General features: G+C 66.8%; 22 protein-coding genes. 7 read left to right on the top strand and 15 right to left on the bottom strand.

The features are described from left to right. Window positions 1-49 precede the first annotated feature (49 nt). On the bottom strand, window positions 50-514 hold the full coding sequence (locus ACFUN8_RS21705; protein ID WP_383640014.1) for an RDD family protein: 465 nt from the start codon (window positions 512-514) through the stop codon (window positions 50-52). A gap of 330 nt (window positions 515-844) precedes the next feature. Between ACFUN8_RS21705 and glnA the strand changes: the two genes are divergently transcribed. Next, window positions 845-2,254, top strand: coding sequence for a type I glutamate--ammonia ligase (glnA, locus tag ACFUN8_RS21700; protein WP_383640011.1), 1,410 nt, complete (start codon window positions 845-847; stop codon window positions 2,252-2,254). A gap of 329 nt (window positions 2,255-2,583) precedes the next feature. After that, on the top strand, window positions 2,584-2,997 hold the full coding sequence (locus ACFUN8_RS21695) for a hypothetical protein (RefSeq protein WP_383640008.1): 414 nt from the start codon (window positions 2,584-2,586) through the stop codon (window positions 2,995-2,997). A 730-nt stretch (window positions 2,998-3,727) separates the two neighbouring features. On the opposite strand, the gene ACFUN8_RS21690 is transcribed toward ACFUN8_RS21695, so the two are convergent. The 8 genes from ACFUN8_RS21690 to ACFUN8_RS21655 form a co-directional block, all read right to left on the bottom strand. Beyond that, on the bottom strand, window positions 3,728-4,336 hold the full coding sequence (locus tag ACFUN8_RS21690; RefSeq protein WP_383640006.1) for an AAA family ATPase: 609 nt from the start codon (window positions 4,334-4,336) through the stop codon (window positions 3,728-3,730). Next, a complete protein-coding gene (locus ACFUN8_RS21685) occupies window positions 4,330-4,932 on the bottom strand; it encodes an exonuclease domain-containing protein (protein ID WP_383640003.1) in 603 nt (200 codons plus the stop codon). Before ACFUN8_RS21685 ends, ACFUN8_RS21690 begins: the two co-directional genes overlap by 7 nt. Continuing rightward, window positions 4,929-6,107 (bottom strand): radical SAM protein, encoded by a 1,179-nt coding sequence (locus ACFUN8_RS21680; protein WP_383640000.1) that lies wholly within the window; start codon window positions 6,105-6,107, stop codon window positions 4,929-4,931. The genes ACFUN8_RS21685 and ACFUN8_RS21680 overlap by 4 nt, the downstream gene beginning before the upstream one ends. Then, on the bottom strand, window positions 6,104-6,715 hold the full coding sequence (locus ACFUN8_RS21675; RefSeq protein WP_383639997.1) for a nucleoside-diphosphate kinase: 612 nt from the start codon (window positions 6,713-6,715) through the stop codon (window positions 6,104-6,106). Before ACFUN8_RS21675 ends, ACFUN8_RS21680 begins: the two co-directional genes overlap by 4 nt. Next, a complete protein-coding gene (locus ACFUN8_RS21670) occupies window positions 6,712-7,737 on the bottom strand; it encodes a thymidylate synthase (RefSeq protein ID WP_383639995.1) in 1,026 nt (341 codons plus the stop codon). The genes ACFUN8_RS21675 and ACFUN8_RS21670 overlap by 4 nt, the downstream gene beginning before the upstream one ends. Before the next feature lie 37 nt (window positions 7,738-7,774). After that, window positions 7,775-8,179: a hypothetical protein gene (locus ACFUN8_RS21665; protein ID WP_383639992.1), complete on the bottom strand. Its 405-nt coding sequence runs from the start codon at window positions 8,177-8,179 to the stop codon at window positions 7,775-7,777. A gap of 258 nt (window positions 8,180-8,437) precedes the next feature. Then, window positions 8,438-8,755, bottom strand: coding sequence for a DUF6415 family natural product biosynthesis protein (locus tag ACFUN8_RS21660; RefSeq protein ID WP_383639989.1), 318 nt, complete (start codon window positions 8,753-8,755; stop codon window positions 8,438-8,440). A gap of 119 nt (window positions 8,756-8,874) precedes the next feature. After that, window positions 8,875-9,258 (bottom strand): ATP-binding protein, encoded by a 384-nt coding sequence (locus ACFUN8_RS21655; protein ID WP_383639986.1) that lies wholly within the window; start codon window positions 9,256-9,258, stop codon window positions 8,875-8,877. Between the two features lie 350 nt (window positions 9,259-9,608). Here ACFUN8_RS21655 and ACFUN8_RS21650 point away from each other — a divergent pair, with 350 nt between their 5' ends. The 3 genes from ACFUN8_RS21650 (at window position 9,609) to ACFUN8_RS21640 (ending at window position 12,908) form a co-directional block, all read left to right on the top strand. After that, a complete protein-coding gene (locus ACFUN8_RS21650) occupies window positions 9,609-10,946 on the top strand; it encodes a tetratricopeptide repeat protein (RefSeq protein ID WP_383639983.1) in 1,338 nt (445 codons plus the stop codon). Between the two features lie 442 nt (window positions 10,947-11,388). Further along, window positions 11,389-11,754, top strand: a complete 366-nt coding sequence (locus tag ACFUN8_RS21645; RefSeq protein WP_329388656.1) for a hypothetical protein — start codon at window positions 11,389-11,391, stop codon at window positions 11,752-11,754. A 2-nt stretch (window positions 11,755-11,756) separates the two neighbouring features. Continuing rightward, the gene (locus ACFUN8_RS21640) at window positions 11,757-12,908 is read left to right on the top strand and encodes a caspase domain-containing protein (RefSeq protein WP_383640017.1); all 1,152 of its coding nucleotides are present in this window, start codon (window positions 11,757-11,759) and stop codon (window positions 12,906-12,908) included. Between the two features lie 427 nt (window positions 12,909-13,335). Here ACFUN8_RS21640 and ACFUN8_RS21635 read toward each other — a convergent pair whose 3' ends face one another. The 3 genes from ACFUN8_RS21635 to ACFUN8_RS21625 form a co-directional block, all read right to left on the bottom strand. Beyond that, window positions 13,336-13,551 carry a hypothetical protein gene (locus ACFUN8_RS21635; protein ID WP_383639980.1) on the bottom strand — a complete coding sequence of 72 codons (216 nt, stop codon included), beginning with the start codon at window positions 13,549-13,551 and terminating at the stop codon, window positions 13,336-13,338. Window positions 13,552-13,756: 205 nt separating this feature from the next. Continuing rightward, window positions 13,757-17,269 (bottom strand): ATP-binding protein, encoded by a 3,513-nt coding sequence (locus ACFUN8_RS21630; protein WP_383639978.1) that lies wholly within the window; start codon window positions 17,267-17,269, stop codon window positions 13,757-13,759. A gap of 5 nt (window positions 17,270-17,274) precedes the next feature. After that, window positions 17,275-17,595: a CU044_2847 family protein gene (locus tag ACFUN8_RS21625; protein WP_383639975.1), complete on the bottom strand. Its 321-nt coding sequence runs from the start codon at window positions 17,593-17,595 to the stop codon at window positions 17,275-17,277. Window positions 17,596-18,088: 493 nt separating this feature from the next. On the opposite strand from ACFUN8_RS21625, the gene ACFUN8_RS21620 reads away from it, so the two are divergent. Continuing rightward, window positions 18,089-19,534, top strand: a complete 1,446-nt coding sequence (locus ACFUN8_RS21620; RefSeq protein WP_383639973.1) for a hypothetical protein — start codon at window positions 18,089-18,091, stop codon at window positions 19,532-19,534. A 327-nt stretch (window positions 19,535-19,861) separates the two neighbouring features. On the opposite strand, the gene ACFUN8_RS21615 is transcribed toward ACFUN8_RS21620, so the two are convergent. From ACFUN8_RS21615 to ACFUN8_RS21605, 3 genes are all read right to left on the bottom strand, one after another. Further along, on the bottom strand, window positions 19,862-20,527 hold the full coding sequence (locus tag ACFUN8_RS21615; protein ID WP_383639970.1) for a response regulator: 666 nt from the start codon (window positions 20,525-20,527) through the stop codon (window positions 19,862-19,864). Continuing rightward, window positions 20,524-21,723, bottom strand: a complete 1,200-nt coding sequence (locus ACFUN8_RS21610; protein ID WP_383639967.1) for a sensor histidine kinase — start codon at window positions 21,721-21,723, stop codon at window positions 20,524-20,526. Before ACFUN8_RS21610 ends, ACFUN8_RS21615 begins: the two co-directional genes overlap by 4 nt. A 118-nt stretch (window positions 21,724-21,841) precedes the next feature. Continuing rightward, window positions 21,842-24,103: an MMPL family transporter gene (locus ACFUN8_RS21605; RefSeq protein WP_383639964.1), complete on the bottom strand. Its 2,262-nt coding sequence runs from the start codon at window positions 24,101-24,103 to the stop codon at window positions 21,842-21,844. A 385-nt stretch (window positions 24,104-24,488) separates the two neighbouring features. Between ACFUN8_RS21605 and ACFUN8_RS21600 the strand changes: the two genes are divergently transcribed. Continuing rightward, window positions 24,489-25,937, top strand: coding sequence for an MFS transporter (locus tag ACFUN8_RS21600; protein WP_383639961.1), 1,449 nt, complete (start codon window positions 24,489-24,491; stop codon window positions 25,935-25,937). Window positions 25,938-25,943 lie beyond the last annotated feature (6 nt).

The raw sequence follows: 25,943 nt of genomic DNA, 5'->3' as shown, positions 1-25,943 counted from the left end.
CCCGCCGCCCTCTCTTACGTCCTGACCGTTCGGGGTCCTGGGTGGCCGGCTAGATCCGCACCTGTACGGCGCGGGCGAGCCGGTCGTGCAGGCCGCGCCCGTCACGGTCCCAGACGAGCGCGGGTACGGCGAGGCAGAGCAGCACGCTGCGGGCCAGCGCCCGTCCGAAGCCGAGCCGGTCGCGGTTCTCGGAGACGACCCGCAGGCCGAAGACGCGCTTGCCGGGGGTGGACCCGACGGTCCCGACGGTGAGGATGTGCAGGACGAGGAGAACGCCGAGCGCGTAGTTGGCGGCGCTCTGCCCGTCGCGGCCGAAGAGCCCGTACGCGATCAGCATGCACAGCGCCCAGTCGAGGAAGAGCGCGCCGAAGCGCCGCCCGACGGAGGCGAGGGAACCGGGCCCTTCCTTCGGCAGCCCGAGGCGCTCGCCCCGGTACCCGAAGTCCGTGCCCATCTCCTCGGCGGCCGCGCGCGGTCCGGAGAGCCACGATCCGATTGCTTGCCTGTTGTCCACCCGACCACGGTACTGCGCGTGTGTCGGCGCACCGCCCTCCGGGTACGGATCGCATCCCCGGCGTCCTGCCCCCGCTTCCTCCCACCCTCCCCTCCCCCTCTCCCGCCCTCCCTTCCCTCCCCTCCCTCCCCTCCCTCGCATTTCAGGCCGCGGTGGCCGGTCTGTGGAACGGCGCACACCCAGGCCGGTTAACTTCGGCGAAACAAATGGGTCATGCTTGAGAAATCCCGCATACCTATGGTCGGGTCCTGCGTGTGCCACCGCACTGGCCGCACGACCAGTAGCGATAAACCCCCGCCCCTCCCCGGGGACGGGAGGAGGAGGAGCTGGATGTTCCAGAACGCCGATGACGCCAAGAAGTTCATCGCGGATGAGGACGTGAAGTTCGTAGACGTCCGATTCTGCGACCTGCCCGGCGTGATGCAGCACTTCACGATCCCGGCGAAGGCGTTCAACCCGGATGACGAACTGGCCTTCGACGGCTCGTCGATCCGCGGTTTCCAGGCGATCCACGAGTCGGACATGGCGCTTCGCGCCGACCTCTCGACCGCTCGGGTGGACCCGTTCCGTCGCGACAAGACGGTGAACATCAACTTCTTCATCCACGACCCGATCACGGGCGAGCAGTACAGCCGCGACCCGCGCAACATCGCCAAGAAGGCCGAGGCGTACCTCGCGTCCACCGGCATCGCGGACACCGCGTACTTCGGCCCGGAGGCCGAGTTCTACGTCTTCGACAGCGTGCGCTTCAACACGACGTCGAACGAGAGCTTCTACCACATCGACTCCGAGGCCGGCGCCTGGAACACGGGCTCCACCGAGGACAACCGCGGCTACAAGGTCCGTTACAAGGGCGGCTACTTCCCGGCCCCGCCGGTCGACCACTTCGCCGACCTGCGCGCGGAGATCTCCCTGGAGCTGGACGCCGTCGGCCTCCAGGTCGAGCGCCAGCACCACGAGGTCGGCACCGCCGGCCAGGCCGAGATCAACTACAAGTTCAACACGCTGCTCGCCGCGGCCGACGACCTGATGCTCTTCAAGTACATCGTGAAGAACGTCGCCTGGCGCAACAACAAGACCGCGACCTTCATGCCCAAGCCGATCTTCGGCGACAACGGCTCCGGCATGCACGTCCACCAGTCCCTGTGGGCCGGGGGCGACCCGCTCTTCTACGACGAGCAGGGTTACGCGGGCCTGTCGGACACCGCCCGCTACTACATCGGCGGCATCCTCAGGCACGCGCCGTCGCTGCTGGCGTTCACGAACCCGACGGTGAACTCGTACCACCGCCTGGTCCCCGGCTTCGAGGCCCCGGTCAACCTGGTGTACTCGCAGCGCAACCGCTCGGCCGCGATGCGCATCCCGATCACGGGCTCCAACCCGAAGGCCAAGCGCGTCGAATTCCGCGCCCCGGACCCGTCGTCCAACCCGTATCTGGCCTTCTCGGCCCTGCTCCTCGCGGGCCTCGACGGCATCAAGAACAAGATCGAGCCGGCGGAGCCGATCGACAAGGACCTCTACGAACTGGCCCCGGAGGAGCACGCGGGCGTGGCCCAGGTCCCGACCTCCCTCCCGGCGGTACTGGAAGCCCTTGAGGCCGACAACGAGTACCTGCAGGCGGGCGGCGTGTTCACGTCGGACCTGATCGAGACGTGGATCGACTACAAGCGCACAAACGAAATCGCCCCGATCCAACTGCGGCCGCACCCGCACGAGTTTGAGCTGTACTTCGACATCTAAACCGCGAAGTCCGGCCATTTGAGCGGAAGGCACACAAACAAGCAGCGACCTGCGAGAACACTCCTCACCAGTTCTCACTGATAACTGCTTACTTTCCGCCCCCTTGTGCACCGAGTGCGCACCGCCGGACCGACTCCCTGACATGCCGTCAGAAACACCGCGAGGGCCGCTACCCCATAGCCGGGGTAGCGGCCCTCGTTGGCTTGTTCGGTCGCTGTGTGCGGCGGCACTATCCAGAAGCCACTGACTGTGGATTGTCCCCTCGGAGTGTCAGTGGTGCCCGGTAGGTTCTGCTGGGGCACGTCATCACGGATGGGGAGATATCGATCATGTACGACGCCGAATTAATGGCTGTGGCCACTGGTGCCGCTGGCACCCTGGTCGCAGCCATAGCCACATCGGGCTCCGAGAAGATGCGCTTGAGAGTTGCGCGTTTCTTCCGCCGGGCGGCCCCGGATCAACAGCGCGCCGCTGCCCAAGCAGTGGATGACACCGCAGCGCAGCTCACCTCGCTCACTCCAGAAGCTCAGGCGCTCGCAGCGACTGCCTGGGTACAGCTCATCGCTCACTATCTCGACGAGCACCGCGACGCCATGAGCGAGGTGAACGAACTCGCAGTGCCTGACCCGCCGGTCTCGAATGTTTGGAACCAACACAACACTGGCACTGGAACGTTCATCGGTGGTGACGTGCACGGTGGCGTGACATTTCACTACGGCGGGGCGTCAGATGGCGGACGCTGAGTACCGGGAACAGCACAACCACGGCTCCGGCACGTTTGTGGGCGGCGACGTCCACGGTGGCTTTTGGCAGATCATTCTTCCGCCCTCAGGAAAAAAGACGTCCGGCAAACCTGCGTCGACTGAACGACAGCCCAGACAGGATGACAAGGAAGAGGATGACTACGAGGGCCGTCTGGAGTCTCTGCTCGGGTCTGCATGGATAGCAGCTTCGGCCGGTCTGGCCGTCGTCTATTCCATCATGGGTTGGCCTTGGAGCGACGAAGGACCACCTCCTGGTATCGCTGCGCGCATCGGCGGAGGGCTCACTAGCTTCTATATTTGCTTGGCTGCGGCGGCAGCCTGCTTCGCCCGTCTCGCTCAGGTCCTTGAGCTCTGGTCGGAGCAATGCGCCATCGCGGCTGCAAGAAGCCGAGGCCGATGGGTTGCTAGGCCCCCCGCGTCCATGTGCGGTGTGATGGCAGCGTTGACGACAGCAGCGGCTGTCGCAGCCGAACTGCTCGCTTCTCTCTTCGGGTGGTCCTCTTTCGGGGGCGAAGTCTCGCAGCGCGCGCAGGTAGCCCGTCTCAACGCAACTTCCAACGCGAAGTCGGCTCGGGCCGCGACGGAGTAGTACGAGACATAGGTCACGGGCCCTAAGTCTCTGCCGGCTTGCCGACGCGTCCCTCTTTCCAGCTTTGGTTCCTGAACTGAGGCCAGGGTGGTAATGGTGATACTGCCTGCCGGGTGATGCTTATGGCGTGCCCTGGTTGAGGCAGAGTTGGAGTGCCATTTCGACGGCGTGGGCTTGGCTGTCGGGGTCGCTGGTGACGCGCTGGTGCGGGACCTCGTCTTCGGCGAGGAGCACGTACGTGTGGTGATCGACCAGCGCGCGGTACCGGGCGTCGTAGTGGTGCTTGTTCTCGACCGGCAGTGTTTCGTCGAGGACCGTGGCCAGGAGCAGGTGGTACTTCGGGGCCTGTGTGTAGGCCAGGAGCCGTAGCCGTTCGCGCTCCAGCGGGTCAGGGGTCTCCTGGCGCCACTGCTCGGCGGCGTGGAAGTAAGCGAGGGCGTCCCAGACTGCCCGGTCGGCGAGGACGACCTGGATCGGTTCGGGGTTGGGGCGGGTGGCCGCGATCTCGTCGGCGATGCCTTGGGCGATGACCCACTCGGTGGAGGCAGCCGTGTGGTGCTGCATCTTCGGCAGGCCGGCGAGTGCGGCTCGTTTCCCGAGACGGCCGGTACGGGCCACGGGGATTCCGTGGCCGCGCAGCTCCATCTCGATGCGCCTGAGCAGAGTGGTCTTACCGCTGGAATGGGTGCCCATGACGCCGATCCGGATGGGCTGAGGGGTGGTCACCACAGGGTGGGGTCCTTATCTGGTTCGGGGGCTCCGGGCATTCCGGGCGGCACAGCCGCGGCAACGAGCTGGTCCCAGGTGTCGTACCGGTCAGCCATGGCGATCAGGAGCTGCGCCGTGGCGTAAGCGTCGAACGTCGCGCGATGGCGGTGTGCCGGGGCTGCGGCCAGGTCCGGCCGGAGGTCGTCGATGAGGGCGTCGAGGGTGTACTTGGGCAGATCGGGATGGGTGGCCTTGGCAAGGCGAAGGGTGTCGAGGACTCCGGCCGGCCGCCACGTCGGGAGGTGCGCGGAGAGCACTCGGTGATCGACGTGCGCGTTGTGGGCGCAGATCCATGAGGTGCCCAGGAGGGTGTGGACCTGGTCGGCGATCTCCTCCCAGCCCGGCTCGTTTTCCAGCCGGCCGTTCGTCAGGCCGTGCACGCGGGCGGCGAACGGGGTCACAGGGTGCTGGGGCTTGGTCAACCACGCCCCGGCCGTGCTGGTGTCCGGTTGTCCTTCGCGTACGGGGAGCGCGGCGACTTCGACGAGGTCGGGCGGGTTGGCGCCGTTGCCTTCGACGTCGACCACGAGCAGCGGGGGCCAGGAGGAGAAGTTCATGCGGGGGTGGGTCCGTTCTCCGCCGTCCAGCCGATGGGGGCCCGGCCGTGCCGGCGGTGGTGATGGGGTTTGGTGCGGTCGTGGCACTGGTAGCCGAAGCCGTGCTGGAGGTAGTAGCGCGGTGGCTCGTCCAGTCCCTCCACGACGATGGCACGGTCGTTGACCTCCACGACGCCGGTCGCGCCGAGTGCTCGGGCTTCGCGTGTGACGGTGGCCGGATCCGGCTTGACCCAGGCAGCTTGGCACCGTGCGATCTGGGTTTCGGGGCAGATGTCGCACAGTTCCCGGATGCCGAAGTGGCCGTTGTAGTCGGCCTCTCCGTGCGCGTACGCGACCCCGCAGCTCGTCTTTCGGAACAACGCCCCCCACGTGCCGTCCTGTTGGAAGGCGTCGAGAATCCGCTGCTCGGCCTCCTCGGGCATGATCTTCCGCCGTGCCGTCTCGTTGTAGGGAATCGGCAGTCCGTGTGCCTGGTAGTAGGAGGCGATCTGGTCGCGGAAGAACAGGCCGGTGAAGACGGTCGCGTGCGCGTGCCGGGACAGTTCCCGTGCCCGTTCGATGTCGGCGGCGGAGTCGTTGAGGCCGGGCACGATCGGACGCCAGTACAGGACGGTGCGGTAGCGCTCGGCGTGCTCATACAGGGTGCGCAGGCTGCGGGCGGCGATGGCGGAGTCGACGGGCTCGATGGCGGGGTCGGTGATGTTGGAGTGGGTGACGAGGACGGTCAGGCGCAGGTGGGTGAAGCTGTTGAGGATCGTGCAGTCCTCGGGCGTCACGCGCCACCGGGTGATGATCAGTACGTGGTTGGTCAGGCCCTGTTCGTCCAGGGCCCGCAGCACGGTGAACACGTGCGGTTTGACGATGGGGAGCATGGGGTCCGTGGCCCGGTTCAGGAGCTGGACGGGTGTCTTGTGCGGCCGGAAGTAGGGGTGCCCGACGAGGCGGGTGACGGCCTCCTCGTCGCTCATGAGGCGGCGGGGGGTCTTCATTTCGAAGTTGTCGAAGAGGTGCCGGACGCAGTATCCGCACTCCAGCGGGCAGCCGACGATCCAGTTCAGCGACAGCCCCGATTTGCGGTACTCGATCACGTCGGCGAGTTCCGGCTTGAGTCCGCCGATCTTCTCGGGGGACAGGATGGGCAGGGCACGGCGTAACGGGGCATCGGGTGTGTTCATGCGGATCTCCAGTCGGGGGTGTGCCGGAGCGGGTGGTCGGCTGCGGCACGCGGGTGCGGCGGGTGCGGCGCGGGCGGGGTGAGCAGCCTGCGGCGGCGGGCGCCGTACCAGGTGCCGAAGTCCCGGCGCGCGGCGTCGGGGTCGTCCGAGGTGTGCACGAGGTTGTTCACCAGCCGGCCGCCGGCGAGCGCCGCCTCCAGGCTGTCGCGGCCGAGGTCCCCGCGGATGGTCCCCTTGGCGGCCTGCGTGGGGTCGAAGTGCCCGAGCAGGTCACGCACCCTGCCGTGGATACCGGCCTCGCCATGGGCGAGGGCGACGGTCACCGGCTTGTCCGCGTACAGGGCATCCAGCGCGGTGGGAATGTCCCGGCCGGTGAACCAGTCGGCGTCCACCAGCAGATCCCAGTAGTGCACGTGGGCCTGCCACGCCCTCGCCGTAAGGTCGAGTCGGCCGAGGACGGTGACGCCGCAGGCGGCGATCCGCTCAAGGACCTGGTTTGTGAGTCCGGTTTCCGCGCAGTCCGGCTTGCAGAGGATCACCGTCCACCGGTCCCAGTCGACGCCGTCGACCACACCGCCGCTCCACGACGGCCTCCCGGGCATCGTCATGACCCGACTTCCTTCCCGGGCGGCATGCGCTTGGGCCAGCGGTGCGCCACCAGCCAGCGAAACCCGGGGGCGAGGGCTTCCAGCACGCTCTCCTCGACCGGGTCCGCCGGGCAGTGGCGGATCTGCCGGTGCACCTCGAACAGCAGCAGCACCTGCTGCCAGTACGGGTCGAAGCCGAGCGCCGCGATCTCCTGCGGCTGCAGGCGGCCCCGGCCGTTGCGCAGTCTCTCCTCGTGTACGAGGAGGTCGGAGATGGTCGAGAAGGATGTACCGGCAGGCATGGTCGGGAACGGGAACCGCGCCTGTGGCGCGCGGAGTTCGGCCTCGGCCAGGACCCGCCTGATGCGCGGGACGTCGCGCTCGCCGACATGCGCCGAGCCGATGTGATGGGTGTAGGTGCCCAGTTCGAGACCGAGCTGTACGGCGGCGAACTCCTGGATCATCGTGAAGGAGAACGTGTCGGACAGCAGCCCGCGGTCGCAGTCGTTGGCCCGCATGTAGCAGACCATGTGGAGTCGGCCCTCGCGTACGAGGAGGTGCAGGGCGACCACGCAGGACATGTCGGGGTTGTCGGTCACGGCCAGTTCGTCGGCGGTGAAGATCGGCAGCAGGCCGCGTTTGCTGTCCTGCTCCGTACGCAGCAGCTCCAGGACCTGGTCGAACGGTGATGTGCCGCCGGGCGTGGTCGGGTTGAACATGCGCGAGCCGTACGCGGAGCCGCCCATCGTCCGGCCGTCACGCGAGAACTGCCGCACATGCGGCGCGTAGTACGCCAGCATCTCCACGTCGTTGCGGCCGGCGAGGTACCAGAGCGCCTCGGCGAAATGCCAGACAGGATTGACCTTCCGCTCGGCCAGATACGGAAGACGCGCACGTGGATCGGCGATCTGGAAACTGAGCCCGATACGCTCGCGCGCGGTGTTTCCACGCGGTGCGTTCCGGTATTCGAACCGATCCACCAGATGACCGAGCACATCCAGATACGCGCGCTCAAAGTCCGGATAGACAGGCGGAGTTAACACGGGTTCCTCCTTCAGCGGGTACGGGCGGCCGGGGTGGTCATGCTCGCGATCGGAGAGCGGCCAGGAGACCTCGCGCGGCCTGTGCGTCGATGGGGCTGAGTGCCAGGGCAGCGTCGCTGTCGCAGCGGACACAGTCGTGGTGGAAGTACAGATCGAGGAAGCCGCCGCCGGTCACTGCTGCGAAGGCCGCGCCGAGACATCGCATGACCTGCCGCACCTCGGGCCATTCCTCCAGGTTCCGTTCGACCGTTTGTGCCGGAGCGCCCAGGAGAGAGGCGAGCCGGTCGGCGGTGGCGACGGTGACCTCGCCCAGCTCCAGCTTGCCCCGGACTACAGACAGACCGGGAACGGCAAGGCCGTGCTGACGGAACGCGGCGCGGAGAGCGTCGGCGATCTCCTGGACGGGAGTGGTGCTGTCTGCGTCAGCGATCGTGGTGCGCATGGTGGGGTCTCCGGGAAGTACGTGAGCGGGCTTCGAATGCCCTGAGCGGAGTGGCGGGCCAACCGGCCCAGAAGGAATTGGCAGTTGTGCTGCCGTTCAGGTCGAGACGGGGCCGTTGGCGCCCGCCGTCTCCCGGTCTGTCCTGGGTCTTGGCTGTCTTGTCAGCGGCCCTGCCCTCCGCGTGGTTTCCATCAGAGTCGGCAATCGACCTTGAGCGGGGCGGACCGGCGCGTGGGCCGGGGCCAGCAGAGGCGGCCGTCACGCGACCTCCTTCACAATGTTGGTTTCCACCAGCCGTTCCAGCAGGTCGTTGACGAGCGCGGCCATCCGCCGCAGCTGCCCGAGTGCCTGGCGGGAGTCGTCCGGCAGGGCCTCGGAGCGCAGCGTGCGCGCACGCTGAAGAAGACGGCACACCTCGGCGTCCCCGCCCCCGTCCCCGGCGGCGTTGGCGATAGCCACGAGCCGCAGGAGATGGCCACGCAACCGCTCGGCGATCTCTCCGAACTCGCTCTCACGGGGGTCCTGTTCGCCCAGGACGTCACCAATGTCGTCCGCGATCGCCTCCAGTGGCTTCACCTGACGAAGCAGGCTGGCGATGCGGGCGAGACCCTCGGAATCGAGGGGTGGAGACCACCGCTCAACCGGGGGTGCTGTGGCCCGGACGGTCTCGGCAAGGACCATCGAGGAGCAGCGCATCAGCCGCTCCCGGCAGTGAACGTGCACCAGGTGCAGGTGCCTTTGCGGCCCCAGTCACGGGCGAGGAAAGAGACGAGCTGCATGCCGCGTCCACCCTCGTCATCCGGACCCGGCTCCCGCACCTCCGGGCCACCGGAGGAGTGGTCGTCGACCTGAATCAGAACGTCACCGGCGGGGTCACAAGTGACCTGGAAAGAGACCGAGTTGGCGGTGCCGTGGACGATGGCGTTGGTGACGATCTCGCTGACCAGCAGCTGCACCGTCCCGACCATTTCGCGGTCCCTGACGCCGGCCCTCTCCAGCACGGCTGCCGTCACCCGACGCGCGGCCTTCACATGCCTCGGATCGGCGTCGAACGACATGTCGGCGTGCGCACTTCTCATCGGCCGTCTCCAAGTCGCCGTCTCGCCACCTACCGGGATCCTGTCGAGGCGGGCCGGTAAACGCGGAGAGAGCAGAGCGGGAGCGCGCTGTGCCAGAAGCGTCGGATGCACGGGAATTCCCTCCGAGATCGTGTACCAGCGGGCCCGACCTGGACGGGGCTTCGCGTTCTGCGTGCCGCCAGTCCGCTTCGTCGCGCTGCAAGCAGCAGTCCGGCGCTGTCATGTATGGCCATACGGGCCTGGTGTTCCTGCACGCACTACGCAACCGGACGAACACGCACAGCGGTACCGTGTGCGCAGCGCGGCAAATTGAAAGCGTTGAAAGTTCGCGGAACGCGGGGAGCTACGCCATGGCCAAGCGCGAGCAAAACGGGTGCCTGAGTCACCTGCTCAACGAGTCGGCGTGGAGCCACAGCCAGTTCGCCACTGCCGTCAACAGGGTCGGTACCGAGCAGGGCCGACCGTTGAAATACGACGCCTCAGCGGTGAGCCACTGGCTGGACGGGACGGTACCGAGGAAGGAAGTCCGTCCGCTCATCCTGGAGGCCCTCGCGCGCAGGCTCGGCCGTCCGATCACTCACGTAGACGCGGGGCTTCCCTCACCGCTGGATGGTCAGTTCGCTCCCGGAGCTACCGTTGAAGGGTTGCTCAACCTGGGGAGGCAAGACATGGACCCATCCCGCCGCGGTGTCATGGGCTCGGCCCTGTTCTCCGTCGCGCTCACCATCCCGAACTGGCCAGAGGTCGTAGGCCGGATGGAAGCCGTGCAGGCCGGCCGATCCCGCCGCATCGGATTCGCCGAAGTCGATGCAGTGATCGCCATGACGGAGAAAGTCTCCGAGCTGGACGACATGTTCGGCGGACGCCATGCACGGCCGATGGCTGCCGCGTTCCTGGTCAATACGGTCGGGCCCCATCTTCGGGCTGACGGCACCACTGACGTACGCAAGGCCATGCTGTCGGCGGCCTCCGACCTCCTCTATCTCACGGGGTACATGGCCGTGGACGAGGGCCTCCACGGCCTGGCACAGCGCTACTACGTCAAAGCCCTGGAACTCGCGGGTGCCGCCGAGGACCATCTCACGTACTGCACCACCCTGCGCGGGATGAGCCTTCAGGCGGTGGACCTCAACCACCACGCCCCCGCCCTCCGCCTGGCGAACGCAGCCGCCGCTGCCTCGCCCGCCGCCGGCCCGCGCATGCGGGCATTCCTCGCGGGACAGCAGGCCCACGCCTACGCCGCCTCGGGCGACCGCCGGAACGCGCTCCAGCTCATAAAGGAAGCGGAAGTTGCGATGGAGAAGGCCGAATCACGAACTGCGGCATTCGGTAGCTACGACCCGTCGTCCCTCGCCTACCACGTCGCACAGGTTCAATACGGCCTTGGAGACGTAGCCGGCTCGGTCAAGAACCTTGAAGAATCGTCGCAGCTCCGCCATGACGTGTACCGCAGGACCCGCGTCCGCTACGACGCCATGCTCGCGGAACGACAACTGGAACTAGGTCACTTGGAGGCCGCATGCGCTACCTGGGGCCGCGTCCTTGACGACTACCCGTTGGTCCAGTCGGGGCGCGCCGACGAGCGCGTCGTGCAGATGAAGGCACTACTACGTCCCCACCTGCGCAACCGCCCGGCACAAGCCCTGTACGAGCGGGCGCGAGCGGTGAGCGTCCCGGCCAACGCGTAATCGACCAGCCGCGTCCGCCGGCCTCAATCTGGGTGCGCCTGGGTTTCACCACACGGGAGCACAAGCCAGTGACCAAGAACTACTTCAACTACCTTTGGAAGGGTGGCCTGGAGGCGATCGGCACGATAAAGACCCTCAACGACAAGCCTGTTGGCAGAGGCCGAGGCGATCAACGAAGGCGTGGACGTCTACACCCTGGCCGACCTCCTCGGTCACGAGGACCCTGCATTTACTCTCCGCCGGTACGTCCACCGCGTAATGGGAGCGGTTGAGAAGGCCCGCAAGGCGATCGGCCGACGATATCGAGCCGCCGCATAGACCCTTCTGCGCCGCGTCCCGCTTCTCCGCAGAGAGGTTGAGCGAAGACATCCCCTCCGCGTCCGACCGTGCCCGACCATGGTTGAGACCGCCACCGCCCGGAACGCGACAGTAGGGGGATCACATGCGCGTTGAGGTTCGTGTCGAGCCAGCAGACGACGAACTCCGTTCTTTGCTCACTTGGCTCCGCCGAGACCCCGACATCCGGCGTACTGCCAGCGTCGAAATGTGCGAGCAACCGCCGCGCGAGGGCGAGATGGGGGCAGTCTCCGACATCCTGCAGTTGGTCACGGAGAACGGATGGAGCGCTGCGAACTTTGCTCTCACGCTTGCCGCTTGGAAGCAGACACGTCCACGAGCCTCGCGCGTGACGGTCCGCCACGAGGATCTCGTTGACGCCTTGACCGACTGCAGTGACGAGGAGATCGAACGAATCACACGGCTACTCCAAGAGAGTCGGCGGAACGGCGGGGAGGGCTCGGCAGGTTGAGCGTGTTCCCAGATCCCGGCGCCTCGAAGGCGGTATTGATCGGAACGAGCACGTACGACTTCCTCGAAGATCTACCGGCCGTCTCCAACAACCTCAACTCCATGGCAGAGGTGCTCACCGGGCCCATGTCGTGGAGTCTTGGCAGAGACGACTGCATCGTGCTTTCCAACCCGCCCAGCGCGATGGCGGCCATGGACTCCCTACGCGACGCCAGTGCCACAGCCAGGGACACGCTGCTCGTGTACTACGCGGGGCATGGCCTGGTCACGCCAGAGGGCGAGCTCTATCTAGGGCTGCCTCAATCCAAACAGCAAAGGGTCGAAACAGGGATTCCGTACGGATGGCTCCGTGGCGCTCTGCTGGAGGGGCGAGCGGAACGAACGGTCGTCATTCTCGACTGCTGCTACGGCGGACAAGCTCTGGGAACGATGGGGCCGTCGGAGTTGGCTGCCCAAGCCGATGTCGAAGGGAGCTACTTGCTGGCCGCGGCCTCTGAGAACCGTCAGGCGCTCGCCCCACCCGGAGAACCCCACACCGCTTTCACCGGCGAGCTGCTCGCCATCCTCACCTCCGGTATCTCAGGAGGCCCCGAGCGGCTGGAGCTCGACTCTGTCTTTCGCGAGCTGCGAAGGTCACTTTCGGCAAAGGGTCGCCCCGTTCCCCAGGGACGGGAGCGCAACAGCAACGGCCGGCTCGCGCTAGGCTGGAATCCCGCCTTCAGCCGACCTCCTGTGTCCAGCAGCCCTAGTGACGTGCATGCCGGCCAACGAACGTGGCCAGATCCTGCAGCCATCCGCACCGTCGAAGGGTTCTTCCACGCGCTGGGGCAGGTGCGCATCGCCAGCTCCCTCACGCATGCGGCCATCAGCCACCGCTCTGGCGGGCAGATCGCTCCCGGAACGGTCAGCAACCTCCTCAACCGCAAGGATTTGCCCAGGACATGGCGGACAACGGGCGTCTATCTGACCGCCTGCGGAGTACCTGACGAGCAGCTGAATGACTGGCAGTTGTGCTGGGAACGGCTTCGATCTACTCCCCCGGTTGCAAGAGGATCTGAATCCGAGGAGCCACATGGCCGGAGCCAGAACACCCGCACCACGTTCCCTTGGGGACAAGCCTTCCGAAAACTAACCGGACGGCGATTCCGTGGCTGACTGAGCCGTGCGCTGAGGCTCCGGCGTCGTCTTGTCGCCGCCATCGCCGAAGAGAGTGTTCCAGGCAGCGATCACCAAGAGAACACCGACCACGACCACCCAGAACGCTGGCATCTTGACCTTGCTGGATACATTCGTCGGTCGCACGTAGTGCGCCGCCCGGTAGTACCCCTTGCGCGGTTGTGCCACTGTCCTACCCCCGATTCAGTGCATGGGCCCGTCAGCTGGAGTGTTACAGAGGAGTCGCACCGGCAACCGGCGGATGGGGAACAGCGGCTGGATCTGGTCGGCGTGCGGCGCTCTACTGCTTCTTGCGACGGTTGCGGGTGATGTGATGAGCCACTGACGTCCGCTGATGGCTCGTCGGTACTCGCGCTAAGGCCACTGGGCATACCGCATGAAGCGCCACCTCAGACGATCGGATTGGTCAGTCCGATTTCTTAAAGAGAGGAGAGGAACCAAGGGCCGCGCGTACCTCGGCCGTGAACTGCTCGCGGCTGAGCTCACGGGCCGCTTGGTTGCGCAACAACAGATCCACCAACGCTCCGGCTTGATCCGCGAGTGCGGCCAACTGATCGTAGTTCGACTGAAGATCTCCGAGCGTCTCTCGCGAAACCGCCTGATGTTGCTTGGCGCTCTCCAAAGCTCGTTCACAACAGCCCACCATTTCCTGGGTGCTGCATTTTGGGAACAGCTCGGCCCGCAGGGCAGCACCGTCGGCTGCGGAAACGCTGCATCAGCTCCCCGGCTGCTTCACCACGAGAGCATCTTCGGCTCGTCGATCTCTGTGCGCCATGGCAGGAGCCCACAGCCCATCGGCCGCGTGTATGAGCGATCCGTACTGTGCGTCAGCCACGTTCACTCGGATCGGACGGGTCTTGGTCGACGGAGCCTGTAAGCCATCGACGCAGCATGGGCAGCAGGACGTCAGGGTTGACAGATTTGACCATGCAGTCGGACGCACCCGAATCGAGGGCCTTTTCCAGGTACCCCTCCGTCGCGGTAGCGATCGACACGATGAGTGGCAGCCCGGCGCGACGCGGTGTGGCACGGATCGCCGCGACCGCCGCATATCCGTCCGCCTCTCGTGTCGTGACATCGATCAGGACGACCGCCACGTCGTGTTGCTCCAGGACTTGGACGACCTCGCGACCGTCATCAGCGTGCAGCACATTCAATCCGTGCCGTTCCAGGACACTGGTGACGGTGAACGTATGACGGATGTCGTCGCCGACGATCAACACCAATTCGCCACCGAATCGCGTGTTGGAGCGCGAATGGAGTGCGGGCCGACGCCACGTACCGTCCCGTCGGACGGAATCAGTGTCTTGGTGGTTGCGCTTCCCGAGGAGCGCTGGAAGTTCTTCGTGCGCCGCTGCCGGGGGCAGGCTGCGCGGCGGTGTGTCGCCTGGGCCAAGTGGTAGTAAGGCAGTGAACGTGGAACCGTGCCCCGGCGTGCTCCGCACGTGGATTTCGCCGCCGAGCAACCGAACGATTTCCTGCGAGAGGGACAGTCCGAGTCCCGTACCACCGTATGTTTGCTTGATCCCGTCGCCGCCCTGTTTGAACGCCCCGAAGATCACTCTTTGTTCAGCTTCGGTGATTCCAATGCCGGTGTCTGTCACAGTGAACGCGATGAGTCCCGCAGTCGAGTCAAACGGTGAACCAAAATAGCTGAATCGCTCCTGGACAGCCTGCGGCACATCCTCGTCAGCAGGCCCGATGACCAGGCTAACCGATCCGGCATCGGTGAACTTCACCGCATTAGACAGCAGATGGTGCACGGCCTGCCGTAGTCGGTGCTCGTCGGTACGGAGCGTGGGAGGCGTCTCGGGTTCGATGCGTACGGTGAACTCGAGCTGTTTCGTCTCGGCCAGCGGTCGGAAAGTGGCCTCAAGATCGCGAGCGAGCTGACTGATCAGTGCACCGGTCGTCTTGACACCCATCGTGCCCGACTCCGCCATCGAAAGATCGAGAGTGTCTTCGACCAGTTGAAGCACATCGAGACCAGCCGCGTGAATCGTCTCGGCGAAATCAACTTGCTTGGAGGAGAGAGTGCTGTCTGAGTTTTCGGCGAGTAACTTGGCCAGAATCAGGAGGGAGTTGAGAGGGGTTCGTAGCTCGTGCGACATATTGGCAATGAACTCGGACTTGAACCGGATCGAAAGAGCGAGCCATTCAGCCCGCTCCTGCAATACCTGTCGCGCCTCTTCGATCTCGGCATTTTTGACCTCGATGTCATGGTTCTGCTGGGCCAGAATCTCGGCTTTCTCCTCCAGTTCGATATTGGATCTCTGAAGATGCCTCTGTCGCACCTCCAACTCAGCGGACCGCTCCAGAAGCTGCTCGGTGACTTCTTGCGTCTGGCTGAGTAAATGCCGGGTTTTCTGCTGCTCGAGGATCACCGTATTGCTCAGCTCTATGAGGTCGGCGACTTCATGAGGAATATCTGGTCCGCGTTCACCGAGCCATCGCTGTGCTTCGGCTACTCGAGTGTCGGACAACAGGTCGCCGTCTCGCGCCCGTTCTTCCATCACCGCAAGCCACTGCTGAAAATCCGCGTCCTCCTCAACCCAGGCGGCCAGCCTGCTCCACTCCCGAATGATCGCCTCATGGGCAATCTCGGCCGTCTGAGGACCATCGGATCCCAGAATGACGAGACGGCGGTCAGGTTCTGCTAGTAACTGGGCGACGTCCCAGTCTTTTCCGAGGTGAGCGCGATCCGCTGTGAAGCGCACGGCACTAGACGATCCGCCACGGGCACGAATCATAGAGAGGAGAGTACGTCGGATTCTCTGTTCACCCAGTGGGATTTGGTTCCGTAGCCAGTGATAGGCATTCTCCGCATGTTGGTTCAAGGCCCCGGATACCCCTCCGAGACCGTGATAACTGTCAAAACTTATCTGGCGCTGACGCTGGAGCGGCCACAGTTCGGTCAGGGTGAACTCCAGCAGCGGCAGACTTCCCGATGCCCTGCCCGCTTCTGCAGCGATACTTTCCGGCAGCCCTGAACTGAAGACCACGCCGGCGAGCTGAGCCGGTTCGACAATGACTCTCGTCAGGGCGGCCTCGTCCAGCGGAGAGACGTTCAACTGCCGGTCCTGAAGTCGGGGACCAACATCTGGTAACGCCAAAAGATCGGGCAGAAAGTCGGCACGCAACGTACAGACCAGCCGAACCCTCGGATCCGGCACCGTCCCGGGGAGCGGGAGCAGTTGCCGCAGAAACTCCAGGGCCTTCTCAGTATCCGGGGCAGCGCTGAAGACCTCTTCGAATTGATCTCCAATCAGAGCCAGACGCTTACCCGTCAGCAATGCGATCTTGGAAGCAACATGCCAAAACCCGTCTCTGCGCAGTGCCTGGGCCCGGTGGTCCAACTGTTCAAGGGAGTGGCTTGCTCCTGGACGTTCAAGATCAAGCAGAGCGCGGGCAACTGACTCGTACGGAGTCACCCCCGGGCGGAAAGGGGCCACGACCCACCCGTCCGCTGAAAGCGCGGGCTGCAGTCCGGCCGCGACAAGGGAAGACTTCCCCACACCGGAAGGGCCCGTGACCACAACAAGAGGCTGTCTTTTCACCATGCCCCGGAGCCGTTCAACTTCACGCTCCCGCCCAACGAACACGCCGGCCTGCGCGTCGGCGGCGGTAAACGGCTGCAACCCTCGGTAGGGGCAGGGCGGAAGCACCGACCGGCCCAGAACATCGGGCCAGACGGCTGCCACCTCGGAGAGGGGCAACGCGTACGCGTCGTGCGCGGCGCCCCCTTTACTGGCGATGACGAGCATCCCCACTGCCGCGTCACCCCAGCGGTCCACCGCCACGACCGGCGAGCCGCTGTATCCGGGCTGAGCCCGCAGTGCAGCCTCGGCACGGGAATCCAGCTGGATCAGACCACCACCGACCGTTCCCCTGATGGAACAGCTTGTCCACGCTCCCTTCTCTTTACGATTGGGAGTGCCTGGAAAGCCGAACACCGATACGTCCGCGTCGGCGGCCGTACCCTCATGCGCATCGAGCAACCTCGCCGGCCCCGCCCCCACAGGCAACGTGTCTCCGCCGACAATGAACAGCCCCGCCACATCACGCCCAGAGTCACCTCGGCCTCCCGGCGGATCCCACGCGGCCACCCGGCAGGCACGCAGCGGTGCGCCGTCGACGTCGCCCAGCAGCGCGAACTCGACCTGGACACGGACGTCATCGAGTGGGCGCTCGGTCTGGTATTTGTCGCGCCCGAGCGCCGCGTTGATGACGTGTGCGCAGGTGACGATGTGTCGGGCTCCGACTACGAACCCGAGACCGACGGGTGCACCAGAAGCTGCCGACCGGATCTTGACGATGAAGCCCTCACGTCGCACATGCATGTGGACTAGCTGCGCTTCCAGACCACTCGGACGGCGAAGTTCACCTCGGTCGTACCCTTGGCGATGATCACGCCGCTCTCACCGCCGATCTTCAGACCGAACTCGATCTCCATCTCGTCCGGCTTGAGCTCCATAACGGTCTCGGAGACCTGCGACAACGCCGGCCTGACACGGTCCAGTGCTTCACGGAGCGAGGTGTGCGCACGCGCCACCAGGCCGTCGTCCGCCGCGAGCTCCAAGTCGGATCCCACCAACTCACGATCGACCTCAAAAACAGCGGCGCCATCGCCGTCACTGTCCACCGGCATCATGACGAGTTCCGCCACAGTTCCCCCTGCGCTTAGCGGTCCCGCCAGCAGGACCGACAACGATGCCTCTCATCTTGTGCCATCCAACAAGGCGACGCAGGTAAATCGAGAAGGGACCTCGAAATTCTCAGAGTTCGCCCGCCGAATCCAACCACTTGACCCACACCACACCGTTCCTGGCGGGACAAGCGCACCGCGGCGGAGTACGGTCCCGGCGTCCGGACACCCGAGACTCTGCGAACAGGTGCGTCCTGGTGGGCTTCGGACCCGCCGACCAATGCGAGCACCGCTACGCCCCGAGTGCACCTGTTGGGAGACCACCGGCGCATTGAGGTTCGTGTCGAGACAGCAAACGACGAACTCCGTTCCTGCTCTCTTAGCTCCACCGAGACCCCGGCTCACGGCGTAATGCCATTTCCAGATGTGCGAGCAACCGCCGCGCGAGACGGGTGGGGGCGCCGACGGGTCACGGCCCGCAGGTGCGCAGTGGCTGTGACGGCAGAATCCACCTATGAGCACTCCGATTTCCGGACCGGGCCCGGCCCGGCAGAGTTCCGCCCCCCAGCCGGACCCGGGGCCTGCGAGCCCGGCCGGGCTGCCCTTCAACCGGCGTATCCGCATCGTCGCGGAGGTCCTAGACCACCCTGAGGAACTGGACCTGCTCCAGCAGGTCTGCGACGTGATGGGCTGGCCCATACGCGAGGCATTGGCCGGGGAGACCACGGTAACCACGGACGCGAGCTGGACGCTGCGCGTGCTTGAGATCCGCATCCGCGCGGTTCGCGAGACAGCGGTCGAACAGGCGGTCGCCACCCTCGACACGCTGGCCCAGAATGCTGAGCTCTCCCTGCACTGTCGCGACGCCTACCTTGTTGAGCGAGTCCAGCGACCACAGATCGAATGGCACCTGCGGGGCAAGCGGAGACCGCTGAGTCGACGGATCAGCCACGCGCTCCACCTGGCCATCAGGACCGGCGGGCACGATCCGCATGCGGGCACTGTCCGGCTGGTCCGCGTCCCGACCGGGCTCGACGAGCCCCGACCGCGTCGCCTGGCGCGTACACGACGAGCCGCTCGGGCCGAGTTCTCGCACCACCCGCTGGCACTGCGGCGGCTGGACCCAGAGGTCCACGAGGTCGGCAGCCCCTCGGTGTCTCGAAGCTGGCACGTCCTGGCAGTCTTGGCGCTCGTCTTCACCGCGACGGCGATCCTCTTGCTCGGTGCCGGGCTCTGGCCCGCGGTCGGCTTGGACGACCCACAAGTTGGCGGTCCGCTCGTGGCCCTGGCCGGGAGCTATCTGCTGGGCGGAACCCTTCTGGCGGCGCGGCGCACCCCCACTCACCGCGCGCTTCCGTGGCTGGTCCCGCTGGCCGTGCCCCTCGCGGTTCCCCTGGTGCCATGGCTCGGGGCACTCGTCCAGCGAGCGTATTTGTCGCCGTTCGGCGTGCGCCCCACTCTCGGAAGCGACGGGCTGGGCAACATTCAGGCGGGACTCTGGGTGCTATGCGTATTCGTCGCAACGGCACTGCTGCCGGTTGCCTACCTGGGGTGGATGCGATTCCTCGCCCCCTCCCTGCGAGTTCAAGGGCCATGGCTGTCCTGGGCCCCTGCGGTGACCCTTGGTCTAGGCATGAGCATGGCGTTCAGCCTGCTCATCCTCCACACGGCGGCGAACAGTGGCGCGGAGAATCGCGCGCTCGCCACGGCCGGCCACGACATCCCGGACTACTTCGGCGTCAGCGCCGAGTACGCGTGCGTGGAGCCAACCTCCCGCGAAGCGCCGTACTACGGAGCCTCGCCTCCCCGTAGCATTCCGGTGGTGATCTTTGGGCAATCCGGTGACCGGCTCGAGTTCTGGGACCCCGCCGCCAACCAAAACACAAGCATCCGTCTGGAGGACGCCCGCATCAAGATCGTCCCTGACAGTGACTCACCATGCGCCAAGGCCGCCCAGTAGCGGGCTCCGAGAGTTCCCGGAGGGTGGGGCTCGCCTGCCTGTCGGCGCGACTGGCAGGCCGACGTCACACAGGCCGCAACCCGACTACGGGTGCCCTGGACGACGGCAGGCCCAGGCAGAGCCCTTCCCTTCCCCGCCATGTGCACCGGTTGTGCACCGGCCAGCTCCTCACCAGAGGATCTATGCACTTCAGGAGGCTTATCGAGCTGTACTTCGACATCTAAACCGCGAAGTCCGGCCACTTGGCCCGAGGACGCACGAGGGCCGCTGCCCCATGGTCGGGGCAGCGGCCCTCGTTGGTGTGTGACCGCGGCCGGCGTCAGGCGTTCATGGTTGGACCAGGCCCGACTGGTAAGCGATGACTACCAGTTGGGCGCGGTCGCGGGCGTTCAGTTTGGCTATGGCGCGGTGGACGTGGGTGCGGACCGTCAGGGGGCTGACGTAGAGCTGTGCGGCGATCTCGTCGTTGGAGAGGCCGGCCGCCACGTGGGCCGTGACCTCGCGTTCGCGTGCGGTGAGGACCTCCAGGGCTGCCGCGGCGGAGCCCGGCCGGCCGCGGGCCGGGCGGGCCAGGAAGTCGCTGATCAGGGAGCGGGCCGCCGAGGGGGACAGCAGTGCGTCGCCGGCCGCCACCGTACGGATGGCGTCGAGGAACGCGCCCGATTCGACGTCCTTGCCGAGGAATCCGCCGGCGCCGGCGCGCAGGGCCTGGGCGACGTACTCGTCCGTCTCGAAGGTCGTGAGGATCAGGACCTTGGTGTCGCGCAGTGTGTCGTCCCGGCAGATCTCGGCGGTCGCCGCGAGGCCGTCGAGGCCGGGCATGCGGATGTCCATCACGATCACGTCGGGGCGGGTGGCCCGTACCGCCGCGACGGCTTCGTTCCCGTCGCCCGCGACCGCGACCACTTCCATGTCGTCGCAGGAATCGATCAGTAGTCGAAAGGTCCCGAGAAGCAGGGCCTGGTCGTCCGCCAGTACTACCCGGATGGTCACGGCTCCACGCTTTCCTCGTCGGGCCCGCCGCTCCGGTCCGGATGGTTGTTCCGCAGGGGCAGTTCCATGGTCACTTCGAATCCGCCCTGCGGACGACGGCCCGCGAGGAGGTGTCCGCCGGCGGAGCGGGCCCGTTCCCGCATGCCGATCAGTCCGTAGCCGGGGGTGCGGTCCGCCGGTTCGATCGGCTGTCCGTCGTCGGAGACGGTGATCGTGAGGCATCGGCGGGAGTAGTCCAGCTGTACGGCGGCCTCGCCGGTGCCCGCGTGTTTGGCCACGTTGGTGAGCGATTCCTGGATGACTCGGTAGGCCGTCAGATCGACGCCGGGGGAAAGGGGCTCCGCCGTCCCCTGCCGGGAGACGGTGACCTCCAGTCCCGCTTTCTCGAACGCGGCGACCAGGTCGGGCAGTTGGGCCAGTCCGGGGGCGGGTTCAAGGGGAGCGTCCGGGTGGTCGGGCCGGCGCAGCAGGCCGAGGGTCGCCTTCAGTTCCCGTAGCGCCGAGGACGTGGTGTCCGTGAGGTGATCCAGCAGGCGCTGGGCCTGGCCGGGGTTGCTGCGCAGCAGGTGGGCGGCGGTGCCGGCCTGGGCGTGGGCGAGCGCGATGTGGTGGGCGATGACGTCGTGCAGGTCGCGGGCGATTCTCATACGTTCCTCGCCGACCCGCTGCCGCGCCTCTTCTTCGCGCGTGCGCTCGGCCAGTTCGGCCCGCGCCTCCACCGCGCTCACATAGTCACGTCGGTTGCGGACCGCGTCGCCGATGGCGACGGCGAGAAACACCCATGGGGCGAAGCCGAGCCGTTCATGGCCCAGGATTCCTCCCGTCCCGAACGTCAGCGACGTGATCAGCAGCAGGCTCACGGCGGCGAGCGTGAAGAGCTGGGCCGTACGTCGCTCGACCCGCTGGGGCAGGAGATAGACGGCTGCGAGCACCGGGGCCATCAGCAGCGGGCTGAACTCGCCGCCCAGGATTCCCACGGCGACGGTGCACAGGGTGGCCAGCACGACCACCGTCCGGGGGCGGGCCCGGTGCCAGACCAGCATGGTGCACCCGGCCGCCATGAGTGCGAGGCCGGACGGACCCAGTTCGTCGGTCATGGAGAGCCCGGCGACCGAGACACCGTACAGAGCGAGGGCGAGAAGGCAGTCGCCCCTGGTGGGCCGACGCCTGTCCGGATAGTACCGATCGGTGGTCATACTGGACTCTTCCTCCTCAGGTCCGACCATCGTCGGCGATGGAGAGCGCCGGGTCCGTCCGGGAGGAGGCCCACGCGTGTCGCCACACGCGTGGACCTCCCGCTCGCGTACCGGACTCTCAGACGTGAACCGCTTCGCGGTCCTGCTCGTCCAGGTGTCCCGGCCCGGCCCGGCCGGACTGTCCCTGGCCCAGCGCCTCGCCTTCCACGTCCACGTTGGGCACGATCTTGTCCAGCCAGCGCGGCATCCACCACGCCTTGTCGCCCAGAAGGGCCAGGACGGCGGGGACGATGGTCATACGGACGACGAACGCGTCGAAGAAGATGGCGGAGGCGAGTCCCACGCCCATCATCTTGATGAGGGATTCTCCGGACCCGATGAATCCGGCGAAGACGGCGATCATGATGACGGCGGCCGCGACGACGACGCGTGCGCTGTGCCGGAATCCGGTGACGATGGCCTGCCCCGGCCTTTCACCGTGAATGTACGCCTCACGCATCCGGGTCACGAGGAAGACCTCGTAGTCCATGGCGAGGCCGAAGACCACGCCGATCAGGAAGATCGGCATCATGCTCATCACGGGACCGGTCTGTTCGACACCGACGAGGTCGGCCAGCCAGCCCCACTGGAAGATCGCGACGATCACTCCGAACGACGCGGCCACGGAGAGCAGGAAGCCCAGAGCGGCCTTCAGCGGTACGAGGACGGATCGGAAGACGATCATCAGCAGCAGGAAGGCCAGGCTCACCACGACCACCAGATAGGGCACCAGCGCGTCGGTGAGTTTCTGCGACACATCGATGTTGACCGCGGTGGTGCCGGTGACGAGCATGGTCGCCCCGGTGTCGGCCTTCAGGCCGGCCCGTTCCCCGCGGAGGGTGTGGACGAGATCCTTGGTCCCGGCCTCGCTGGGGCCGGTGGAGGGGGTGGCGCTGATGATCGCGGTGTCACCGGACTTGTTGAACATGGGGGGCGACACGGAGACGACACCGTCGGTCGCGGCCAGCTTCTCGGCGACCTCCTGCGCCGCCTCCTTCGGAGCCTGTGCGCCCTTCGCGTCGACGACCACGGTCAGGGGGCCGTTGCAGCCCGGCCCGAAGCCTTCCGCCAGGGCGTCGTAGGCACGGCGCTGGGTGGTCGAGGTGGGCTGCGCCTCGTCACCGGGCAGGCCGAGGCGCAGATCGAGGGTGGGTACCGCGAGTATCCCCAGACCCACGATGCTCAGGAGAAGCACCGGCAGGGGCCGGCCCACCACGAAGCGGGCCCAGCGCGTGCCCAGATTCGCCTTGGCCGCGCGGGGCGGCTCCGTACCCCCTGAGGCCGGGGTGCTCGACGCTCCGACGTCGTGACCGTCCCGGCCCGGTCGAGCTTTGCGGACCTTGCGGGGCAGGACCGCCTTCGGCGCGAAGCCCAGGACCGCGGGCACCAGGGTCACCGCGATCAGTACGGCGACGACCACCGTGGCGGCCGCGGCCAGGCCCATCTTGGTGAGCGTGGGAACACCCACCACCGACAGTCCCGCGAGCGCGATGACAACGGTGAGACCCGCGAACACCACGGCGGAGCCGGCCGTACCCGTGGCGCGGGCCGCCGCCTCCGGGGGGCTGTGGCCCGCGGCTCGTTCGGAGGCGTAGCGCGAGACGATGAACACGGCGTAGTCGATGCCCACCGCCAGCCCCAGCATCAGGGCGAGGGTGGTGGTCGTCGTGGAGAGGCCGACGGCGACGATCCCGGCCACGCCGACGCCGATGCTCAGCAGCGCCGTGAGCAGCGGCAGACCCGCCGCCACGAGTGACCCGAAGGTGACGAGCAGTACGACGGCGGCGATGGCCACGCCGATGATCTCGGTGGTCCCGCCGAACTCGGGCGCGACCCCCAGCGCGGAGCCGCCGATCTCGACGGTCAGCCCCGCCTCATGTGCCTCGTCGGCCGCGTCGGTGAGCACCTTCTTCGTGGCGTCGGTGAGGTCTTCGGCCTTCGCGTTGTAGGTGATGCCGGAGTACGCCGTCGTACCGTCCTCGCTCACCGCGTGCGCCTCGAACGGGTTGAGGGCGGTCGCGACCTGTCCGCCGTCGGCCACCGCGGTGACGGCCTCGTCGACGGAGTCCTTGTACGGCGTCGCGGTGATCTTCTGGCCGTCCGGCGCGACGAAGACGAGGCGGGCGTCGGCGCCCTCGGAGTTGCCCGAGGGGAAGCGCTGGTCCAGCAGGTCGAACGCCTTCTGGGACTCCGTGCCCGGCATCGCGAACCCGTCCTCGGGCGCCGCCGGGGCCTTGACCGCGGCGAAGGCGGTGGCGGCCAGGATCGCCACCCATATCAACGCCACCCATCGTCGTCTCCGGAACGCGAGATGACCCAGTCGGTAGAGAAAGGTAGCCACGAAGAAAGCTCTCCTGTCGGGATCGGGGCAACAGGGCGGCGCCCCGTTCGGGGCCGGCCGGCGGAGGCCGGAGGCAGCCCCAGGGAATGTGTCCCCATGCTTCATCCGCGGCGATGTCATCGTCGTCGTCTCTCAGCAGGCCCTTGGACGTACGGCAGCCGCTGTACGTGGCTGCCGCGACGCGCGGCCGGGCGGGTCGGGCCACGGGCCGGGACCACCCCTGCGATCACCCCGCATCGGCAAACATCATAATGATTGGTTACGCGCCTCTTGACTGCCTGTGCAGGCCACATGCAATCTCGCTGTAATCATCATGATGAACAGCCTGCCCGGGTACTTCACGGCTCGCGAGTGAGACCTCCCCTCAGCCAACAGGAGCCGCACCATGACCACAGTCAGAGCGCCCGAAACCGTCTCCGAGGAGCCCCCGCCGATGTCCCGCGGGCGCTATCTGTATCTCCTCGCCGCCGTGACCTGGCCCGCCCAGGTCATCGCGATCGTGGGCACCATGAGCGGCAACACACAGGCGGCCGTGGCCCAGCACTTCCGTACGACGCACATCGCCTGGTTCGTCGTGACGCTGTTCATCGTGACCTTGGCGATCACACCGTTCGCCATGCGGTTCGGCCAGATCTACGGCAAGCGCAAGGTCATGCTCGTGCTGATCGTCGTCGGCCTGGTCGGTGACGTGATCGTGGCGCTGTCCCCGAACTACACGGTCATGCTCGCCGGCCGCGCACTGGCGGGCTTCTACGGGCCGGTCGCCGCGCTGGTCCTCGCCTCCGTGCGCGACCTCTTCCCGCGAGAGCGCGTGGCGAACGTGTACACCGTCATCGGTGCCGTCATGGGCGGCGCCTCCCTGGCGTCCCCACTCGTGGCGGGCCTGCTGATGGACCACTTCGGCTGGCGCAGCGTGCTGTGGACGATGGCCGGAGTCACCGTGCTCTCCGTCGTGTGCGTCGCCGCGATCCCGGAGACACCGATACGCGGCACCCTGGCCGGGCTGGACTGGCTGGGCGGAGTCCTCATGGGCACCGGGACCGCCCTCGTGGCCGTCGGCGTCGGCATGGGCGGGGACTGGGGCTGGACCAGCGCGGGCGTCCTGGGCTGCCTGATCGGGGGCGGCGTACTGTTCGCCCTCTTCGTGAGGGTCGAACTCCGCACACCACGGCCCATCTTCGACGTCCGGATCCTGGGCCGCCGGTCGGTGTCCACCGTGCTGACGGGGCCGGCGCTCCTCGTCGGCACCTCCAACATCGCCCCCACGGTCCTGACGTTCCTGGCGCTGTTCCCCGCGATCCCGCACGTCTCCGCGAGCCTGGGCTGGAGCCTCACGCACCTGGCGCTGATCGGCATCCCGGCCGCGCTGGCCTGGATCGCGGCGGGACTGCTGACCGGGTACGCGCTGCGCGCGATACCGCCTCGCGCGGTGTGGCTCACGGGCAGTCTGACGCTGACCGCCGGGCTGTTCCTGTGCGCGCTGTACCACCGCACCACCACCGAGATCATCCTGACCGGCATCGTGGTCGCCGTCGGCACCGGCGTCGTCCAGGGCACCTCGAACGCGATGATCGTGTCGGTGGTCGGGCCCGACGACCAGGCCCCCGCCAACGGGCTGAGCGGCATGCTCGGCGCCGTCATCGCCATCCTGGGGCTCCAGTTGGTGTTCGTCGTGATGTCGAACGAGTCCAACGTCCTGAACGGGACCGCCTTCTACCAGGACGCGGCCTTCACCAACGGCTACTACGTCCTCACCGCCATGGCGGCCCTCGGCGTTCTCATCTCCACGCTCATGCCCCGCGTGGCGCGTCCGGCCGACGCGCTTGCCACGTAGCCGGCC

Origin of the sequence: Streptomyces sp. NPDC057307, from assembly GCF_042667665.1 — a bacterium.
Classification (GTDB): Bacteria; Actinomycetota; Actinomycetes; order Streptomycetales; family Streptomycetaceae; genus Streptomyces.
This window is presented reverse-complemented; position numbering and strand designations above follow the sequence as displayed.

What these genes read in the sequence shown, in the direction of transcription:
- ACFUN8_RS21620 (WP_383639973.1), top strand. Translation starts at nt 18,089, where the DNA reads ATGAGCACTCCGATTTCCGGACCGGGCCCGGCCCGGCAGAGTTCCGCC.
- ACFUN8_RS21645 (WP_329388656.1), top strand. Translation starts at nt 11,389, where the DNA reads ATGCGCGTTGAGGTTCGTGTCGAGCCAGCAGACGACGAACTCCGTTCT.
- ACFUN8_RS21680 (WP_383640000.1), bottom strand. Translation starts at nt 6,107, where the DNA reads ATGAACACACCCGATGCCCCGTTACGCCGTGCCCTGCCCATCCTGTCC.
- glnA (WP_383640011.1), top strand. Translation starts at nt 845, where the DNA reads ATGTTCCAGAACGCCGATGACGCCAAGAAGTTCATCGCGGATGAGGAC.
- ACFUN8_RS21600 (WP_383639961.1), top strand. Translation starts at nt 24,489, where the DNA reads ATGACCACAGTCAGAGCGCCCGAAACCGTCTCCGAGGAGCCCCCGCCG.
- ACFUN8_RS21650 (WP_383639983.1), top strand. Translation starts at nt 9,609, where the DNA reads ATGGCCAAGCGCGAGCAAAACGGGTGCCTGAGTCACCTGCTCAACGAG.
- ACFUN8_RS21685 (WP_383640003.1), bottom strand. Translation starts at nt 4,932, where the DNA reads ATGAACTTCTCCTCCTGGCCCCCGCTGCTCGTGGTCGACGTCGAAGGC.
- ACFUN8_RS21630 (WP_383639978.1), bottom strand. Translation starts at nt 17,269, where the DNA reads ATGCATGTGCGACGTGAGGGCTTCATCGTCAAGATCCGGTCGGCAGCT.
- ACFUN8_RS21695 (WP_383640008.1), top strand. Translation starts at nt 2,584, where the DNA reads ATGTACGACGCCGAATTAATGGCTGTGGCCACTGGTGCCGCTGGCACC.
- ACFUN8_RS21610 (WP_383639967.1), bottom strand. Translation starts at nt 21,723, where the DNA reads ATGACCACCGATCGGTACTATCCGGACAGGCGTCGGCCCACCAGGGGC.
- ACFUN8_RS21665 (WP_383639992.1), bottom strand. Translation starts at nt 8,179, where the DNA reads ATGCGCACCACGATCGCTGACGCAGACAGCACCACTCCCGTCCAGGAG.
- ACFUN8_RS21675 (WP_383639997.1), bottom strand. Translation starts at nt 6,715, where the DNA reads ATGACGATGCCCGGGAGGCCGTCGTGGAGCGGCGGTGTGGTCGACGGC.
- ACFUN8_RS21655 (WP_383639986.1), bottom strand. Translation starts at nt 9,258, where the DNA reads ATGAGAAGTGCGCACGCCGACATGTCGTTCGACGCCGATCCGAGGCAT.